Raw genomic sequence first — 16,982 nt, 5'->3', positions numbered from 1 at the left:
GCGCCGATGGTACTGCACTCGTGAGGGTGTGGGAGAGTAGGTCACCGCCGGACAATCATTCCCTCTGGGGGACTCCACGAATGGAGTCCCCCAGAGGGCTTTTTGCGTTACTTTGCAGCTCATGACCGATGTGGTGCTGCACGGGAGTCCCGAGGAGTTCTGGGCCGCCGCCGGAGACCTGCTCACGGCTGATCCCGTTCAGCACACCCTGCCCCTCACCGTGTTCGACCGCGCCCGTTCGGATGAACGTGCGCTCGCCACACTGGTGACGGTCCACGACGACGGGCCGTGCGGCGCGGCTCTGCGGGTCTTCCCGCAGGTCCTCGTCCTCAGCGGCACGATCGCCCCGGCGGCCGAGTCGCTCGCCGTGCTCCTCGGTGACGCCGATCCCGCTCTGAACGGCGTCACCGGTCCGACGGCGGAGGCAGACGCGTTCGCTGCCGAGTGGACCCGGCTGACCGGTGCTGCGGTGCGCACCCGGCGCACGCTGCGCCTGCACCGCCTGGTGGACCTGGTCGAGCCGGTTGGCGCCAGCACACCCCGTCCGGGCACCGCTCGTCGCGGAACGGAGGACGACGTGGACCTGCTCGCGCGGTGGCGGCTGGAGTTCGCGACCGAGGTGCAGGTCGGTGGCGGCCAGAAGACCGGCCTGCACGACATCACGCTCGCGTCGCTGCGCCGGGGTGACCTGCACGTGCTCTGGGAGGTCGACGGCACGCCGCTGTCGTGGGCGGTCGCCTCGGCGCCGGTGCACGGCATGTCGCGCGTCGGTCCGGTGTACACCCCGTCCGCGCACCGCGGGAACGGCTGCGCGGCCGCCGTCACCGCGGCCCTGTCGCGCCGGGTGCTCGACGCCGGGACCTCGCACGTCGTCCTCTTCACCGATGCGACCAACGCCGTCACCAACGCGCTGTACGAGCGGATCGGCTACCGCGTGGTGGACGAGTTCGTCGAGATCGAGTTCGTCTCGTAGCTGATCGGCGTTCCGGCACCTCGCACCGGCGTTCCGGCGGCACGGCAACCGCCGCTCGGCTCCCACCCCTCGCCACCTCACGACCGCACGACAGCGGCGGGGTGGTGCGACCGGGTGAACGTCGGGACACCTACGCTCGCCGGTGTGATCACACCGCGTCTGCTCGTCCTCCAGCCGTCGACGTCCAACCCGCCGGCCCGGCTGGGCGAGTGGCTCAGCGCCGCCGGCGCGACCCTCGACCTCGTCGAGTGCGGGGCCGGGACGGTTCCGGCGACCCTCGACGAGCACGACGGCGTCGTGTGCCTGGGTGGTGCCGCGGGCGCGCTCGACGACATCGCGCACCCCTGGTTGGTCGACGTGCGCACGATCCTGTCGCACGCGGTGGCGAAGCGGAAACCCGTCCTGGCGGTGGGTCTCGGCGCGCAACTGCTGGCCGTGGCCACGGGTGGTCAGGTGCGGCGCGGTCCAGCCGGCCCCGAGGTGGGTGTGCTGCTGGTGGCCAAGCGGGACGTCGCGGGGCGCGATCCGCTGTTCGCCGACCTGCCGTGGACGCCGGACGTGGTCCAGTTCCACCGCGACGAGATCCACCTGCTGCCGCCCGGCGCCGAGCACCTCGCGGCGTCGCCGAAGTACGACAACCAGGCGTTCCGGGTGGGGCAGAGCGCCTACGGCCTCCAGTTCCACGTGGAGACCACGACCGACGTCGTCCTGGACCTGGTGCGCGACGATCCGGAGCTCGCGGCCACCGCGCGACCGGGCGCGCTCGACCGGGAGCGCCTGGACGAGGGGCACCGGGACGTCGAGGAGGTGTGGCGTCCGTTCGCCGATCGGTTCGTCGCCCTCGTGCGCGGGGAGCTGCCCCCGGCGGGCCACCTCGGCATCGACCTGCCGCTGGTGTGATGCGAACGGCGGGTGACGACCCTCGCCCTCGACTTCCACGGCACCGCTCACGCGCTGGTCGCGTCCAGCGCGGCGGGCGCGCCGCGGCCATCGGTCACCGCGGTGCCGGTCGCCGCGGCCGGTCGTGCGCCGCCGCGCGCGTCGCGGTCGTCGGATCCGGTGTCCACCTCGTCGTCGCGGCGTGACCCGCGCGGGACTACGGTTGGTCGTTGATGACCGATCCAGTCCGCCGCCCCGCGTCCCCCGCCCGGTACGGCCTCACCGACGCACGCAGCGAGGAGCTGCTGCGCGCCGTCGGCTGGTGGGCCGACCGCCGAGCCGCCGAGGGGCACGAGCGCGTCCTCACCGCCCTGTTCCACAGTCCTGATCCCGACACGGCGCTGCTGGGCGTCGACCGGCTGCGCGAGGCGCTGGGCGACGAGTGGCCGGAGTTCGCCGAGCAGCTGCGCGAGGACGTGGTGCTGCGCGGGCGGGTGCTCGCCGTGCTGGGCGCGTCCACGGCGCTGTCGGACTTCCTGGTGGCGAACCCGCGACGCTGGCGCGAGCTGACCGCCGGGCGGACGGTCGACCCGGAGAGCTTCACGGACGCGCTGACCGGTGCCGTCGCGGAGCTGCGCGGCCAGGACGCCGTGCGCGAGCTGCGCCGGGAGTACCGGGCGCTGCTCTGCCGCATCGCCGCGGACGACCTGGCCCGCGTGGTCGAGCCGGAGCTGTCGTTCGTGACCTACGACGAGGTCGCGAGTCAGCTCTCGGAGCTGGCGGTGGCCGCGCTGCGCGCCGCGCTGCACGTGGCCGGTGAAGAGGTCGGCAGGACCGGGGACCACCAGCTCGCGGTGATCGCGATGGGCAAGTGCGGGGCGGGGGAGCTGAACTACGTCAGCGACGTCGACGTGGTGTTCGTCGCCGAGGGCGATCTGGCCGTGGCGACCAGGACGGCCAGCACGATGATGCAGATCGCGGGCCAGGCGTGCTTCGAGGTCGACGCGGCGCTGCGGCCGGAGGGCAAGGCCGGTGCGCTGGTGCGCACGCTGGAGGGGCACGAGTCCTACTACCGGCGCTGGGCGCGCACGTGGGAGTTCCAGGCCCTGCTCAAGGCGCGGCCGGTCGCCGGTGACGCCGAGCTGGGGCGGCGCTACCTGGACGTGGTCCGCCCGCTGATCTGGGGCGCGGCCGACCGGGACAACTTCGTGCCCGACGTGCAGGCCATGCGGCGGCGCGTCGAGGAGCACGTGCCGAACGACATCGCCGAGCGGGAGCTCAAGCTCGGTCGCGGCGGCCTGCGGGACGTGGAGTTCGCCGTGCAGCTGTTGCAGCTCGTGCACGGTCGCGGGGACGAGTCGCTGCGCATCGCCGCCACGACCGCGGCGCTCACCGCGCTCGGCCTGGGCGGGTACGTGGGGCGCACCGACGCCGCGGAGTTCGGCCGCTCCTACCGGTTCCTGCGGACGGTGGAGCACCGGTTGCAGCTGCGGCGGATGCGGCGCACCCACCTGTTCCCGGCCACCGAGGACGAGGTGGCGCTGCGCTGGCTGGCCCGAGCGACGGGGTTGCACGCGGAGGGGCGCCGTTCGGAGGGGGAGGTGCTGCTCTCGGAGTTCCGGCGGCACGCCAACCAGGTGCGCAGGCTGCACGAGAAGCTGTTCTACCGGCCGCTGCTGCAGGCGGTGGCGAACGTGCCGACCGAGGCGCTGCGGCTGACCACGTCCCAGGCGGTCGCGCGGCTCGCCGCTCTCGGCTACACCGCGCCGGACGGTGCGCTGCGGCACATCCAGGCGCTGACCCGCGGGGTGTCGCGACGTGCGCGCATCCAGGGCGCGCTGCTGCCCGTGCTGCTGGACCTGTTCGCCGGGACGCCCGATCCGGACGGCGGGCTGCTGTCCTACCGCAAGGTGTCCGAGGCGCTTGCGGAGACGCCGTGGTACCTGCGGCTGCTGCGGGACGAGGGCGCTGTCGTGGAGCGGTTGGCCCGGCTGCTGGGGACGTCGAAGCTCGTGCCGGACCTGCTGGTGCGCGCGCCCGAGGTGATGCGGCTGCTCGCCGACACCGAGGCGCTCGCCGGCGGCGAGCCGGAGGCGGTGGGGAAACCGCTGCTCAGCGTCGTGTCCCGGTACGCCGACGTGGGCCGGGCGGTGGCGGCCGCGCGGTCGCTGCGCCGCCAGGAGCTGTTGCGCGTGGCGAGCGCGGACCTGCTGGGACTGGCGTCGCTGCGCACGGTGTGCGTGTCGCTGTCGACGGTGTGGACGGCGGTGCTCCAGGCGGCGCTGGACGCGGCGGTGCGCGCGGCCGGTGAGCGCAGGGCCCGCATCGCCGTCGTCGGCATGGGCAGGCTCGGCGGGCGTGAACTGGGCTACGGCTCGGACGCCGACGTGATGTTCGTGTGCGAGCCGGTCGACGGGGTGGACGACTCGGAGGCGGTGCGCTGGGCCAGCGGCGTCGTGGAGACCGTGCGGCGGCTGCTCGGCTCGCCGAGCCAGGACCCGGCGCTCCAGGTGGACACCGATCTGCGTCCCGAGGGCAGGCAGGGGCCGCTCGTGCGGACCCTGGAGTCCTACCGGGCCTACTACGCGCAGTGGGCGCAGCTGTGGGAGGCGCAGGCGCTGCTGCGCGCGCGGATCGTCGGGGGCGACGCCGACCTGGGCGCGCGCTTCGTCGAGATGATCGACCCGGTGCGCTACCCGGCGGGCGGGCTGGACGCGACGTCGGTGCGGGAGATCCGGCGCATCAAGGCCAGGGTCGACGCCGAGCGGCTGCCGCGCGGCGCCGACCCGACGACGCACACGAAGCTCGGCCGCGGTGGTCTCGCGGACGTGGAGTGGACCGTGCAGCTGCTCCAGCTCCAGCACGCGCACGAGGTGCCGTCGCTGCGCACGCCGTCGACGAACCTCGCCGTGGACGCCATCACCGAGGCCGGGCTGCTCGACGCGGAGGACGCGGAGGCGCTCAAGAACGGCTGGACCATGGCGACCAGGGCGCGCAACGCGGTGGTGCTGGTGCGCGGCAAGGCCGCCGACCAGCTCCCGTCGCAGGGGCGCGAGCTGGGAGCCGTCGCCGCGGTCATGGGGCACTCGCAGGACGATCCCGGCGCGTTCCTCGACGACTACCGTCGCACGACCAGGCGAGCGCGCGCCGTGGTCGAGCGGATCTTCTACGACTCGTGAAGACTGCTCTGGCGTGAAGGCAATCGCGCTGACCGAGTTCGGCGACCCAGAGGTCATGTCCCAGCAGGAGCTGCCCGACCCGCTCGTCGGGCCGGACCGGGTGCTGGTCCGGGTGAGAGCCGCGGGGGTGAATCCCGTGGACCGCGCCATCCGGGCCGGGTACCTGCGGGAGATCCTTCCGCACCACACGCCCCTGGTGCTCGGCTGGGACGTCGCCGGCGTCGTCGAGGCCGTGGGACCGGCGGTCGTGGACTTCGCGCCCGGTGACGAGGTGTTCGGCTACCAGCGCCACGACCACGTGCAGCACGGCACCTACGCGGAGCTGGTGTCGGGCGTCGAGCGCGGGCTGGCGCGCAAGCCGTCGTCGCTGAGCTGGGAGGAGGCGGCCGGGCTGCCCCTGGCCGGGCTCACCGCGCTCCAGTCGCTGCGGCTGGCCGGTGTCGGCGAGGGCGACGTCGTGCTCGTGCACGCCGCCGCGGGCGGGGTGGGGCACCTGGCCGTGCAGATCGCCGGGCTGCTCGGCGCGTCGCGGGTGATCGGCACCGCGTCGGAGCGCAACCACGACTTCGTGCGGTCCCTGGGGGCGGAGCCCGTGGCCTACGGAGACGCGCTGGTCGACAACGCGGCGGCGCTGCTCGGCGGTGACGGCCGGGTGGACGTGGCGTTCGACTGCGTCGGCGGCGCGGCGCTGACCCAGTCGACCGAGCTGGTGCGCGACCCGGCGCGGATCGTGTCGATCGTGGACCACAACGTGCTGGGGCTGGGCGGGAAGTACTGGTTCGTGCGTCCCGTGGCCGCCGACCTGGAGTGGCTGGCCGAGCGGGCCGACGCGGGGCAGCTGCGCGTGGAGGTGCAGCAGACGTTCCCGCTGGAGCGCGCCGTCGACGCCCACCGGCTCCTGGAGGGCGGGCACGTGCGCGGGAAGATCGTCCTGACGGTGTGAGCGCGCGGGCCCGTCCCCGGGGGGACGGGCCCGCGCGGTCGCGTCACTCCTCTTCGACGTCGGGGTCGACGGCCGGGGTGCTCGTGTAGACCTCGACCACCCACTCCTCGACCAGCGAGTCGTCGTCGGCGTCGGTGTCGGGCACGAGGCGGTTGAACACGCGGATGCCCAGGTCGAGGACACCGGCCGCCTGCACGGCCTCGGCCGCCTCGGCGGCGCTGTCGACGATCGTGGAGGAGAGCAGCGCGGGGGCGGGGAATTCGGCTTCATCAGACACGGCGCGACCCTAACCCGCGCTCGCGCCGAACCCGGCGGTGACGCCCCGCTCGGCGAGTTCCCGTTCCACCTGCGGGGTGGAAACGGCGGAGGGGCCGAGCGCGGTGCGCGCTCGGCCCCTCCGGTGCTGCTGACGTCGGATCACACGTCGTAGTACAGGGCGAACTCGTACGGGTTCGGGCGCAGGCGCAGCGGGTCGATCTCGTGCTCGCGCTTGAGCTGGATCCACGTCTGGATCAGGTCGGGCGTGAACACGCCGCCCTCCAGCAGGAACTCGTGGTCGGCCTCCAGGGCGTCGAGCACGGCGTCCAGGCTGGCCGGGACCTGCTTGACGTCGCGGGCCTCCTCGGGCGGCAGCTCGTAGAGGTCCTTGTCGATCGGCGTCGGCGGCTCGATCTTGTTCCGCACGCCGTCCAGGCCCGCCATCATCATGGCGGCGAAGGCCAGGTACGGGTTGCCCGACGAGTCGGGGCAGCGGAACTCGATGCGCTTGGCCTTCGGGTTGTCGCCCGTGATCGGGATGCGGACGCACGCCGAGCGGTTGCGCTGCGAGTACACCAGGCTGACCGGTGCCTCGTAGCCCGGCACGAGCCGGTGGTAGGAGTTCACCGTCGGGTTGGTGAACGCCAGCAGCGACGGCGCGTGGTGCAGGATGCCGCCGATGTAGTGGCGCGCGGTGTCGGACAGGCCGGCGTAGCCGGACTCGTCGTGGAACAGCGGCGCGCCGTCCTTCCACAGCGACTGGTGCGTGTGCATGCCCGAGCCGTTGTCGCCGAAGAGCGGCTTCGGCATGAAGGTGACGGTCTTGCCCTGCTGCCACGCCGTGTTCTTGATGATGTATTTGAACAGCATCAGGTCGTCGGCCGCGTGCAGCAGCGTGTTGAACTTGTAGTTGATCTCGGCCTGGCCGCCGGTGCCCACCTCGTGGTGCGCGCGCTCGACGGTGAAGCCCGAGTCCTCCATGTTCAGGACCATCTTGTCGCGGAGGTCCGCGTAGTGGTCCGTGGGGCTGACGGGGAAGTAGCCGCCCTTGTACTTGACCTTGTAGCCCTTGTTGCCGCCCTCCTCGTCCACACCGGTGTTCCACCAGCCGGAGATCGCGTCGATCTCGTGGAAGGAGGCGTTGGCCGTGGTGTCGAAGCGGACCGAGTCGAAGATGTAGAACTCGGCCTCGGCGCCGAAGAAGGCGGTGTCGGCGATGCCGGACTCGGCCAGGTACTGCTCGGCCTTGCGCGCGATGTTGCGCGGGTCGCGGCTGTAGGCCTCGCGGGTGAAGGGGTCGTGCACGAAGAAGTTGATGATCAGCGTCTTCTCGATCCGGAACGGGTCGAGACGCGCCGTGTAGAGGTCGGGCAGCAGCAGCATGTCCGACTCGTGGATCGACTGGAAGCCGCGGACCGACGAACCGTCGAACGCCAGACCGTCGTTGATGGCGTCAGCGTCGAACGCCGCGGCGGGCAGCGTGAAGTGCTGCATGACGCCGGGAAGGTCGCTGAAGCGCACGTCGACGAACTTCACGCCCTCGTCGGAGATGAACTTCAGGACCTCGTCGGGATTCTTGAACACCCTCGTCGACTCCTTTGACTCAATCGGGCATGGGGGTTGGCAACCACGCGGTCGCGGCTGGCAGTCGTGGCCGACGCTAGGCCGCCGGTGTTGCCCTGCCGTCTCTCGCGTGTTTCGCCAGTGTTAACGGGACCTGCGGACGGGGCAACTCGCCCGTCCGCGCTCACTACGTGAGAACGGGCTTACTCTGTAGGAGTGAGCAAGTGGACCGGTTCGTGGTTGTCAGGACCCAGTGCCGCTCTGGAGCCCGGTGCGGACTCCGGTGACGGTACCGCTCAGCGCTGGAAGGGCGAGCGGCTCGGTCTGCCGCAGAGCGGGCCGGGGTCGGTCGCGTCCAGCGGACGCCGCGCGTTCGCGATCCTGGTCGACTTCCTGCTCTCCGCGGCGGTGGCGGGGCTGTTCACCTACCCCGAGCTGCCGCGCAACTGGAGCCTGCTGGCCTGGTTCGCCATCACGATCCTCGCCGTCGCGTTCTTCGGCTTCACGCCCGGCCACCTGCTGTTCGGCCTGCGCGTGGCGCGGGTCGACGGCGTCGCCCTGGTGGGTCTGCCCCGAGCGGCCCTGCGCGCCGCGCTGATCTTCCTCGTCGTCCCGGCCGTGGTGTGGGACGCCGACAACCGGTGCCTGCACGACAAGGCCGCGCGGACCGTCGTCCTGAACGTCCGCTGACGCACGCCGCCCCCGACCGGGACCGGTCGGGGGCGGCGTGCGTCAGCGGTGCGCGAGAGGGGTCAGCGACGGCGCATCGAGCGCTGCACGTTGCGCATCTTCGCGCCCTGCGGCATCGGGCCCTTGGGCAGCGCGGCACCGCGGCTGGCCAGGGCGGCGAGCCGGTTCTCGATCGTGTCGACCTGGGCGGCGGAGATGTTGCGCGGCAGCTTCATGAGGTGGCTCTGGAGCTTGCGCAGCCGCACCTGCCCCTCCTCGGTGCCCACGACGACGTCGTAGATGGGCGTCTCGCCCACCACGCGCGCGATCCGCTTCTTCTCCTGCGCGAGCAGCCCCTTCACCCGGTGCGGCGCACCCTCGGCGACCAGGACGACGCCCGGCCGGCCGATGACGCGGTGCACGGCGTCGAGCTGCGTGGTGCCCGCGACGGCGGGCGTGACCCGCCAGCGGCCGCGCAGGTTCTCCAGCGCCCACGCCGCGGCGCCGGGCTGCCCGTCGGCCTTCGCGTAGACGTTGCGCTGCACGCGCCGCCCGAAGATGATCACCGCCAGCAGTGCGCCGATCGCGATGCCCATCGGCAGGAACACCCACTCCAGGTCCCAGATCAGACCGAGCAGGAACGCGACCGCCGAGGCGCCCAGCAGCGCTGCGAGCATCAGCGGCACGAGCGCCTTGTCCTCGCGGCGCTGCATCTTGAACGCCTCGAAGATCTGCCCACGCTTCTCGCGCGACGCCGCGCGACGCGCCTTGGCCGCCTCCTTGGCGGCCGCCTTGTCCTGCTTACCTGCCATGTGTCCAGGATAAGGGCAAGCCCTCGTCCCGACGCGAGCCTGCCCCGCCCCTGGTGCGACACTGCGGGGGTGGACCCGCTGCTGGAAGGACTCGACCCCGAACAGCGCGCCGCGGTCGAGGCCCCGCGCGGACCGGTGTGCGTGCTCGCCGGCGCGGGTACCGGCAAGACCAGGACGATCACCCACCGCATCGCCTACCAGGTGCAGCGCGGGCACGTCGCCGCAGGTCAGGTCCTCGCCGTCACGTTCACGGCGCGGGCAGCGGGGGAGATGCGGACGCGGCTGCGGGGGCTCGGCGTGCACGGCGCGCAGGCCCGCACGTTCCACGCCGCGGCCCTCAAGCAGCTGCGGTACTTCTGGCCCAGGGTCGTGGGCGACGAGCAGTGGGACCTCGTGGACAACAAGCTGAGGCTGGTGGCGCAGGCGGCGAACCGCGTCGGGCTGTCCACCGACTCCGACTCGCTGCGCGACCTGGCCAGCGAGATCGAGTGGTCGAAGGCGTCGCTGATCGCCCCGCAGGACTACCCCGCCGCCGCGGAGCGCACCCACCGGGACACGCCGGCGCCCTCGCCGCAGCTCGTGCGGCTCTACCAGACCTACGAGCAGCTCAAGAACGACGCGCGGCTGCTCGACTTCGACGACCTGCTGCTGCACACGGCGGCGGCGCTGGAGGAGAACAGCGAGGTCGGCGAGGAGTTCCGCGACCGCTACCGCTGCTTCGTCGTCGACGAGTACCAGGACGTGACGCCGTTGCAGCAGCGCGTCCTCGACGCCTGGCTCGGCCCGCGCGACGACCTGACCGTGGTCGGCGACGCGAACCAGACGATCTACTCCTTCGCCGGGGCGTCCCCGCGTCCCCTGCTGGACTTCCCGCGCCGCTTCCCCGAGGCGACCGTGGTGCGGCTGGAGCGCGACTACCGCTCCACGCCGCAGGTGGTGGAGCTGGCCAACGAGGTCATCAGGTGGGCGCGCGGACGCTCGGCCGGGTCGCGGCTGCGGCTGATCGGGCAGCGTCCGGACGGCCCGCGCCCGTCGTTCGCCGAGTTCGACGACGAGCCGGCGGAGGCCGCCGCGGTCGCCCAGCGGGCGCGGGCGCTGATGGACGAGGGCGTGCCCGCCAGCGAGATCGCCGTCCTGTACCGGGTGAACGCGCAGTCCGAGGTGTTCGAGCAGGCGCTCGCCGAGGTGGGCATCCCCTACCAGGTGCGCGGCGGGGAGCGGTTCTTCGCCCGGACCGAGGTGCGGCAGGCGATGTCCGCGCTGCGCGCCGCCAGCTCGTCGCCGACCGGGCTCGGGCTGCCGGAGGCGGTCCGGAAGGTGCTCGGCGGCGTCGGCCTGACCGACGAGCCGCCCGCCGGTGGTTCCGCCCGCGAGCGCTGGGAGTCGCTGCTCGCCCTCGTGGAGCTGGCCGAGGAACTGGTCGCCACCGTCGAGGGCGCCGACCTGGCGCGGTTCGTGGTGGAACTGGACGTGAGGGCCGAGGCGCAGCACCCGCCCACCGTCGAGGGCGTCACGCTCGCGTCCCTGCACGCCGCGAAGGGCCTGGAGTGGGACGCGGTGTTCCTGGTGGGGCTCACCGAGGGCACCGTGCCGATCCAGCACGCCGACGGCGACGACGCGGCGATCGAGGAGGAGCGCCGGCTCCTCTACGTGGGGGTCACCCGCGCGCGCGTGCACCTGTGGCTGTCGTGGGCGCTGGCCCGCGCGGCCGGGGGACGCAAGTACCGGCGGCGCAGCCGCTTCCTGCACGACCTCGTCCCGGACGCCCACCCGGCGTCGCGGACGGCGAAGCAGGGCGGCGGCCCGGTGCCGAAGCGGGCGAAGCCGAAGTGCCGGATCTGCGGGGCGCCGCTGCTGGACACGCAGGCCGTGAAGCTGGGCCGCTGCTCGGAGTGTCCCTCCGACGTGGACGAGGAGCTGCTGGCGAAGCTGCGCACGTGGCGTGCCGAGCGGTCGCGCGAGCTGAAGGTCCCGCCGTACGTCGTGTTCACCGACGCCACGCTCGTCGCCATCGCCGAGCAGCGCCCGCAGGACGCGGCCGGACTCGTCGGCATCTCCGGCATCGGAGCGGCCAAGCTCGACCGGTTCGGAGACGACGTCCTGACCGTCGTCCGGACCGGCAGCACCTGATCCGGACGTATTTCGAAAAAGCGGTTGCACGCCTCCCGCGAGGGGTCCTAACCTGCTTCTGCCGGGCACGGAAGTGCCCGTCTGGGGATGAAGAGCAAGACCAGCAAGTTCCGATTCGACCGCGTATCTGCCGTCGCGACGAGCCCTCTGAGGAGGTGGCCGGTGTGAACACTCAGCTTCTGATGTGCGCGCCCGGCGTCGTCGTGTCCGGGGGCGTTGTCGCGTCCGCAGCCGCCCCGACGGCCTGGGAGAAGTCTGCCCGCGGTCGTCACGAGGCCCCGGCCACCGTTCTGCGCGGTGGCGTCTACGTCCAGCAGCCGGTGATCACGCCGCGCACTGCCGACGACAACTCGATTGCGCCGTCCGCGCAAGAGCTGATGCATCTGACGACCTAGTTCCAGGTCAGGTGCACAACCTGGCTCACGAAGGCCGCGGACCCCGCTCACGGGATCCGCGGCCTTCGTGTTTTTGCACGTCGAAAACCCCGTTGAAGTACTTCGACAGGAGACACCTGATGTTGACCGCTACCGCCCCGCTCACCAGCGAGGCGTTGCCGGAACTCGCAGACGCGGAACTGGCTCTGCCGTGCCGCACCAACAACCCCGACCTGTGGTTCGCCGACGCGCCCGCCGACCTGGAGCAGGCCAAGGCGTTCTGCGCCACCTGCCCCGTCGTCGCCGAGTGCCTCGCCGGAGCACTGGCGCGCCACGAGCCGTGGGGCGTCTGGGGTGGGGAGATCTTCGAGCGCGGGGCGGTCATCGCCCGCAAGCGTCCTCGCGGTCGCCCGCGCAAGGACGCCGCGCCCGTCGTCCGGACCGCCGTCGCCGATCAGGAGGCGGCCGCGTGATCACCCAGCCGAACACCTGGAACATCCCGACGCCCGACGGCGAACCGAGGGGACTGAACCCGATGTTGCTCGAAGAAAACCTCGCCCGTGACCGAATGCGCGATGCGGAGAGCTTCGCCGAGGCCCAACGACTGGCCCGCCGGCTGGTCTCCGCCCGCAGGTGGCGGCGACTGTCCGGTTGGGCCGCGAAGAGGGCCGCGGCGGTCAGCCGCGCGCTCTGACGGTCTCGACGCCCCGACACCGTCCTCCTCCCGTCGCCGCGGGAGGAGGACGGTGCCCCGGCTGGGTACGGTTCGTGGTGTGGCACACACCCGTGACGGAATCGACTGGTCGGCCCGACTGGAGGACATGAAGCGCGCGGACGCGCTGGACGAGGAGGCGCTGCGCGTCGTCGCCGGTCGGCTCGCCCGCCCGCTGCCCGACTCGCCGACGGTGGTGGACGCCGGTTCGGGATCGGGAGGGATGAGCGCCGCACTGGCCGGGGCGCTGGGCGCGCGGGGCGGTGGCACGCTCGTCCTCGTCGACGCCGTGCCCGAACTCCTCGACGCCGCGACCGCCGCCGCGCGGGCGGCGGCCGGAGGGCGGGTCCACGTCCGCCCGGTGCTCGCCGACCTGGCCGACGCCGACCTCGCAAGCCTCGTCCCGTCGGCGCACCTGGTGTGGGCGGCTCGCGTCGTGCACCACCTGCCCGACCAGGGCGACGCGGTGACACGCCTGGTCGGAGCCCTGGCGCCGGGTGGCTGGCTGGCGCTGGAGGAGGGCGGCCTGGACAGCAAGCACCTGCCCTGGGACCTCGGCGTGGGGGAGCCCGGTCTCCAGGACCGGCTGATCGCGGCCCGCCGCGAGTGGTTCGCGCGGATGCGCCAGGACGTGCCCGGCTCGGTCCGGCTGCCCGTCGGGTGGAACGTCGTGCTGGCCGAGGCGGGGCTGACCGACGTGACGGCGTTCAGCTACCTGGTCGAGCACCAGGGCCCGCCGACACCGGCCGTCCGCGCCGCGGCCCTGGAGTGGCTCGGCTTCCACGTCGGCGTGGCGGGTGATCAGCTGCACACCTCCGACCGCGCCGCGGTCCGCCGCCTGCTCGACCCCGACGACGACGCCTGGCTCGGCGCGCGTGACGACGTGTTCGTCCTGCAGGCCCGCACGGTCGCCCTCGGACGCAGGAGCCAGGCGTGACCTGCTTCCGCTGCGGGCGCGCGAGCACCTCCGAGTCCGAGGTGCTGACCTGGGTCAACGAGCGCGACGGCGGCCGGAGCCGCTGGCTGTGCCCGGACTGCGCGCGTGCGCACGTCCGCGACATCGAGAGCAAGCTGCCCGACGAGCACTGGTGAGCACGGTCCGCGCCCGGTGCCGTCCGCACCGGGCGCGGACCGGCCTCAGTCGTCCACGTCGTCGAAGCCCGGCTGCCAGCGGCTGACGATGCTCAGGGCGGGGACGTGCGCGTCGAGCTGGCACAGGATGCCCGTCGCGCCGAGCGTGACCCGGTGGATCAGCAGGTACTGCGGGGGCAGGTTCAGCGAGCGGCCCGTCCGGGAGTCCGGGCTGCGCAGGTCGCCCACCCGCTCCGCCTGGCTCTGCAACCAGGAGCGGGTGAAGTGGAACTCCTCGGTCGCCAGCGGTTCCACGAACGGCGAGAGGTAGGCCAGCACGTCCTCGGCCAGCAGTTCCGTGCCCGGCCGCACGAAGTGCTCGTCGCGCAGCAGGTCCAGCAGGTCGGCCGACCGCTCCTGGAGGGCGAGCGCGATCATCCGGCCGAGCGTGCGCGGCAGCCCCTCCGGGAGCCTCGCCACGGCGCCGAAGTCGATCACCCGCAGACGGCCGTCGTCGCCGAGCATGAAGTTGCCGGGGTGCGGGTCGGCGTGCAGCAGGCCGGAGCGGGCGGGCGCGGAGAAGTGGAACTCCGACAGCAGTGTCCCCGCCCGGTCGCGCTGCTCCGGCGTGCCCTCGCGGATGATCGCCGACAGCGGCACGCCGTCGACCCAGCGGGTGATCATGACCTTGGGAGCGCTGGCGACGACACCGGGCACGAGCACCTGCTCGTCGCCGTCGAACGCCTTCGCGAACGCGCGCTGGTTGTCGGCCTCGGTGCGGTAGTCCAGCTCCTCGACCATCCGGTCGCGCAGCTCCTCCAGCAGCGGCCTGACCTCGGCGCCGGGGATGATCGCCTGGAACAGGCGGCTGAACCGCAGCAGCTGGCGCAGGTCGGCCTGCAACGCCTCGTCGGCTCCGGGGTACTGGACCTTGACGGCGACCTCGCTGCCGTCGTGCCAGATCGCCCGGTGCACCTGCCCGATGCTCGCCGACGCCGCCGGGGTGTCGTCGAACTCCACGAACCTCTTCGTCCAGGCCGTGCCGAGCTGCTCGGCCAGCACGCGGTGCACGGTGCGCACCGGCATCGGGGGAGCGGCGGTCTGGAGCTTCGTCAGCGCCTCGCGGTACGGGGCGGCGTACTCCTCGGGCACGGCGGCCTCGAACACGCTCAGGGCCTGGCCGAACTTCATCGCCCCGCCCTTGAGCTGCCCCAGCACCGCGAAGAGCTGCTCGGCGGTCCTGGCGGAGAACTCGGCGTTGATCTCGTCGGTGGTGTGCCCGGCGAGGCGCTTGCCCCAGCCGCCGACCACACGGCCCGCCACGCCCAGAGGAAGGCTGGCCAGTTTCGCCGTGCGCTGCACTGCGTTGCGCGGGATGTCACTCACTCGGTCGTTCTCCCCCGCCCGTCGTCCGCGGTCCCCTTCATACTAGGTGCGCCCGGTGCGCCGCAGTCGCACGCGGGGTGCCGCGACCACGAGCGGTGATCGACGACACCCCGCAGCGGGTCCAGCTCCAGGGTGGTGTCCGCGGCGGGGGGCGCGGTCCCGGCGCAGTCCAGCGCCAGCAGGACCTGGGCCACCGCCAGCGCCGCGGTGCCGGTGGCGGCGACGACGTCCGCGCTCGGCGGACGCTCGGCGAGCTGCGCGGCCACGGCGGGCCAGCGCGGGTCCAGGTCGGTGCGGTGCAGGTCCGCGCAGCGCAGACAGCTGGTCAGGCCGGGCACCACGAGCGGCCCCACGACGCCCACGCCCTCGCGCACGCGCACCGCCAGGTGGGGCACGCCCGTGCTCATCAGCTCGGCGACCACCCGCGGGTCGGGCACCGGCGCGTCGGCGAGCACCACCAGGTCCGGCGTCACCGGCGACTGCCTGACCCGCTCGGACGCCCGGCGCAGCGCCTCGGCCGCCGCGTCGCGGCGGGGGCGGCCCACGTCGGAGAGGGTGAGACCGCAGCCGGTGTCCTCCGGCGCGACCGGGCCGGAGGCGGCGACGCGCACCCGGCCGACGCCCGACGCCGCGAGCAGCGAGGCGACGGCCGTCGCGAGCCTGCCCCCACCGCGCACGAGCACGGCCGCGTCGTCCCTGGTCCGCACGACCCGTGCGGCGGTGCGACCGGTGCGCAGGCGCCACGCGGTCGTGTCCGGCGCGAGCCCGGCCGGTCCGGTCCCCGGCTCGTCGACCAGCCCGGCCCGCACGAGCTGCCCCAGCACCCCGACGAGCTCCGCCGCGTCCCCGCCGCGCCGCCGCATCCGGTCGCCCAGCTCGGCGACGGTGTGCTCGCCGCCGAGGTCGAGCAGCTCCGCGGTGCACGCGCTGGACAGGCCCTCGACGACCACGGCGTGCCGCGGGTCGGTGCCGAGCTGGACCTCGCCCGGTCCGCGCAGCAGCACGGCCAGGCCGGGCAGGACGCGCGGTCGGACGGGCAGAGCGCCGGGAGCGGGGGCGGTGCGGTCCGCCTCCGGTGCCGCGGACCGCACCGCCTCCCGCCCCGTCAGGCGTCCGCCTTGCCGAGGATGCGCGTGACGGTCGTCCCGCACACCGGACACTTGCCCTTCGCCATCCGGCGCCCGTTGGTCTCGTGGACCTCGCCCTCGAAGTCGCGCTTCTCGCGACACTTCACGCAGTAGCCGTTGTAGCTCTCGGCCACGGCCCCTCCCTCGCGGTAGATGAGTGCGGGTGCACTTGACGACACCGGGCACGCTACCGCCGGAGTGGTGCTGTCGCTTGCATGTGACGACGTGCGTGTCCAGCCGCCGAACGGAGCAACGTGGCGGAGGGGAGATCTGCGTCGCACCACGCCGGGAGGCCACCGGGCGTCGGTGTCTGCGCCTAACGTGGCAGGCATGGCCGAACCGCAGGTGGAGGTGCGTCGCAGCGCCCGGCGCCGTCGCATGGTCAGCGCCTACCGCGAGGGGGACACCGTCGTCGTCCTGCTCCCGGCCCGGATGAGCCGGGTGGAGGAGGAGCACTGGGTGAAGGAGATGCTCAGCAGGCTCCAGCGCAGCGAGACGCGCCGCCGATCACCCGCCCGGACCTCCGACGAGGCGCTGCTGGCGCGCTGCGGCGAGCTGAGCACGCGCTACCTCGACGACCGGGCCACGCCGACGAGCGTGCGCTGGGTGCCTCCCATGCGGACCCGCTGGGCCTCCTGCACGCCGGCCGAGGGCACGATCCGCGTCAGCGCGCGGCTGCGCGACGTGCCGTCGTGGGTGCTGGACTACGTGCTCGTGCACGAGCTGGCCCACCTGAGGGTGCCGGGGCACGGCGCCGACTTCTGGGAGCTGGTGCACCGCTACCCGAAGACCGAGCGGGCGATGGGCTACCTGGAGGGGCTGGCCGCGGCGGCGGGCCTGGGGATCACCGAGGACGTGTGAGAGAGGGGGAGGAGGCACGCGGCCTCCTCCCCCTCCCGTCCTCTC

General features: G+C 73.2%; 18 protein-coding genes. 12 read left to right on the top strand and 6 right to left on the bottom strand.

All coding sequences use genetic code 11. The features are described 5' to 3' along the window. Positions 1–121 precede the first annotated feature (121 nt). From IMZ35_RS19760 to IMZ35_RS19745, 4 genes are all read left to right on the top strand, one after another. Positions 122–973 carry a GNAT family N-acetyltransferase gene (locus IMZ35_RS19760; protein WP_199442583.1) on the top strand — a complete coding sequence of 284 codons (852 nt, stop codon included), beginning with the start codon at positions 122–124 and terminating at the stop codon, positions 971–973. A 144-nt stretch (positions 974–1,117) separates the two neighbouring features. Then, positions 1,118–1,873, top strand: a complete 756-nt coding sequence (locus tag IMZ35_RS19755; RefSeq protein WP_199442582.1) for a type 1 glutamine amidotransferase — start codon at positions 1,118–1,120, stop codon at positions 1,871–1,873. Positions 1,874–2,085: 212 nt separating this feature from the next. Next, entirely contained in the window at positions 2,086–5,031 is a 2,946-nt protein-coding gene (locus tag IMZ35_RS19750) for a bifunctional [glutamine synthetase] adenylyltransferase/[glutamine synthetase]-adenylyl-L-tyrosine phosphorylase (protein ID WP_199442581.1), read from the top strand. A gap of 13 nt (positions 5,032–5,044) precedes the next feature. After that, positions 5,045–5,974 carry an NADP-dependent oxidoreductase gene (locus IMZ35_RS19745; protein WP_199442580.1) on the top strand — a complete coding sequence of 310 codons (930 nt, stop codon included), beginning with the start codon at positions 5,045–5,047 and terminating at the stop codon, positions 5,972–5,974. 43 nt (positions 5,975–6,017) lie between these two features. Here the strand turns inward: IMZ35_RS19745 and IMZ35_RS19740 are convergent, their stop codons facing one another. Together IMZ35_RS19740 and glnA are read right to left on the bottom strand one after the other, a co-directional pair. Then, positions 6,018–6,251 carry a hypothetical protein gene (locus IMZ35_RS19740; RefSeq protein WP_199442579.1) on the bottom strand — a complete coding sequence of 78 codons (234 nt, stop codon included), beginning with the start codon at positions 6,249–6,251 and terminating at the stop codon, positions 6,018–6,020. A 140-nt stretch (positions 6,252–6,391) separates the two neighbouring features. Beyond that, positions 6,392–7,816: a type I glutamate--ammonia ligase gene (gene glnA / locus IMZ35_RS19735; protein ID WP_199442578.1), complete on the bottom strand. Its 1,425-nt coding sequence runs from the start codon at positions 7,814–7,816 to the stop codon at positions 6,392–6,394. 195 nt (positions 7,817–8,011) lie between these two features. Between glnA and IMZ35_RS19730 the strand changes: the two genes are divergently transcribed. After that, on the top strand, positions 8,012–8,485 hold the full coding sequence (locus IMZ35_RS19730; protein ID WP_199442577.1) for an RDD family protein: 474 nt from the start codon (positions 8,012–8,014) through the stop codon (positions 8,483–8,485). Between the two features lie 62 nt (positions 8,486–8,547). On the opposite strand, the gene IMZ35_RS19725 is transcribed toward IMZ35_RS19730, so the two are convergent. After that, the gene (locus tag IMZ35_RS19725; RefSeq protein WP_199442576.1) at positions 8,548–9,276 is read right to left on the bottom strand and encodes a DUF4191 domain-containing protein; all 729 of its coding nucleotides are present in this window, start codon (positions 9,274–9,276) and stop codon (positions 8,548–8,550) included. A 69-nt stretch (positions 9,277–9,345) separates the two neighbouring features. Between IMZ35_RS19725 and IMZ35_RS19720 the strand changes: the two genes are divergently transcribed. The 6 genes from IMZ35_RS19720 to IMZ35_RS19695 all read left to right on the top strand — a co-directional run bounded on the left by IMZ35_RS19720 (position 9,346) and on the right by IMZ35_RS19695 (position 13,584). Then, positions 9,346–11,406 (top strand): ATP-dependent DNA helicase UvrD2, encoded by a 2,061-nt coding sequence (locus tag IMZ35_RS19720; RefSeq protein WP_199442575.1) that lies wholly within the window; start codon positions 9,346–9,348, stop codon positions 11,404–11,406. Positions 11,407–11,570: 164 nt separating this feature from the next. Next, positions 11,571–11,801: a hypothetical protein gene (locus IMZ35_RS19715; RefSeq protein WP_199442574.1), complete on the top strand. Its 231-nt coding sequence runs from the start codon at positions 11,571–11,573 to the stop codon at positions 11,799–11,801. A gap of 119 nt (positions 11,802–11,920) precedes the next feature. Beyond that, positions 11,921–12,253: a WhiB family transcriptional regulator gene (locus tag IMZ35_RS19710; protein WP_199442573.1), complete on the top strand. Its 333-nt coding sequence runs from the start codon at positions 11,921–11,923 to the stop codon at positions 12,251–12,253. Beyond that, positions 12,250–12,474, top strand: coding sequence for a hypothetical protein (locus tag IMZ35_RS19705; RefSeq protein WP_199442572.1), 225 nt, complete (start codon positions 12,250–12,252; stop codon positions 12,472–12,474). The genes IMZ35_RS19710 and IMZ35_RS19705 overlap by 4 nt, the downstream gene beginning before the upstream one ends. Before the next feature lie 79 nt (positions 12,475–12,553). Next, the gene (locus IMZ35_RS19700) at positions 12,554–13,429 is read left to right on the top strand and encodes a methyltransferase (protein WP_307868422.1); all 876 of its coding nucleotides are present in this window, start codon (positions 12,554–12,556) and stop codon (positions 13,427–13,429) included. Continuing rightward, positions 13,426–13,584 carry a hypothetical protein gene (locus IMZ35_RS19695; protein ID WP_199442571.1) on the top strand — a complete coding sequence of 53 codons (159 nt, stop codon included), beginning with the start codon at positions 13,426–13,428 and terminating at the stop codon, positions 13,582–13,584. The genes IMZ35_RS19700 and IMZ35_RS19695 overlap by 4 nt, the downstream gene beginning before the upstream one ends. A gap of 45 nt (positions 13,585–13,629) precedes the next feature. On the opposite strand, the gene IMZ35_RS19690 is transcribed toward IMZ35_RS19695, so the two are convergent. From IMZ35_RS19690 to IMZ35_RS19680, 3 genes are read right to left on the bottom strand one after another with little or no spacing between them, the layout of a single operon-like run. Next, positions 13,630–14,949 (bottom strand): ABC1 kinase family protein, encoded by a 1,320-nt coding sequence (locus IMZ35_RS19690; RefSeq protein ID WP_199442570.1) that lies wholly within the window; start codon positions 14,947–14,949, stop codon positions 13,630–13,632. After that, positions 14,946–16,040: a TOMM precursor leader peptide-binding protein gene (locus IMZ35_RS19685; protein ID WP_307868421.1), complete on the bottom strand. Its 1,095-nt coding sequence runs from the start codon at positions 16,038–16,040 to the stop codon at positions 14,946–14,948. The genes IMZ35_RS19690 and IMZ35_RS19685 overlap by 4 nt, the downstream gene beginning before the upstream one ends. A gap of 14 nt (positions 16,041–16,054) precedes the next feature. Further along, on the bottom strand, positions 16,055–16,210 hold the full coding sequence (locus tag IMZ35_RS19680) for a DUF5679 domain-containing protein (RefSeq protein ID WP_199442569.1): 156 nt from the start codon (positions 16,208–16,210) through the stop codon (positions 16,055–16,057). Positions 16,211–16,406: 196 nt separating this feature from the next. Here IMZ35_RS19680 and IMZ35_RS19675 point away from each other — a divergent pair, with 196 nt between their 5' ends. Beyond that, positions 16,407–16,937, top strand: a complete 531-nt coding sequence (locus tag IMZ35_RS19675; RefSeq protein ID WP_199442568.1) for a M48 metallopeptidase family protein — start codon at positions 16,407–16,409, stop codon at positions 16,935–16,937. The last annotated feature ends 45 nt before the right edge of the window (positions 16,938–16,982 follow it).

This window comes from Umezawaea beigongshangensis, assembly GCF_016464305.1.
Lineage (GTDB): Bacteria > Actinomycetota > Actinomycetes > Mycobacteriales > Pseudonocardiaceae > Umezawaea_A > Umezawaea_A beigongshangensis.
The sequence above is the reverse complement of the archived record's forward strand: the minus strand, read 5'-3'. Positions and strand labels throughout refer to the sequence as shown.

Excerpts from the sequence above, each read along its gene's own strand:
- IMZ35_RS19710 (WP_199442573.1), top strand. The coding sequence starts at position 11,921 with ATGTTGACCGCTACCGCCCCGCTCACCAGCGAGGCGTTGCCGGAACTC.
- IMZ35_RS19750 (WP_199442581.1), top strand. The coding sequence starts at position 2,086 with ATGACCGATCCAGTCCGCCGCCCCGCGTCCCCCGCCCGGTACGGCCTC.
- IMZ35_RS19725 (WP_199442576.1), bottom strand. The coding sequence starts at position 9,276 with ATGGCAGGTAAGCAGGACAAGGCGGCCGCCAAGGAGGCGGCCAAGGCG.
- IMZ35_RS19760 (WP_199442583.1), top strand. The coding sequence starts at position 122 with ATGACCGATGTGGTGCTGCACGGGAGTCCCGAGGAGTTCTGGGCCGCC.
- IMZ35_RS19675 (WP_199442568.1), top strand. The coding sequence starts at position 16,407 with ATGGCCGAACCGCAGGTGGAGGTGCGTCGCAGCGCCCGGCGCCGTCGC.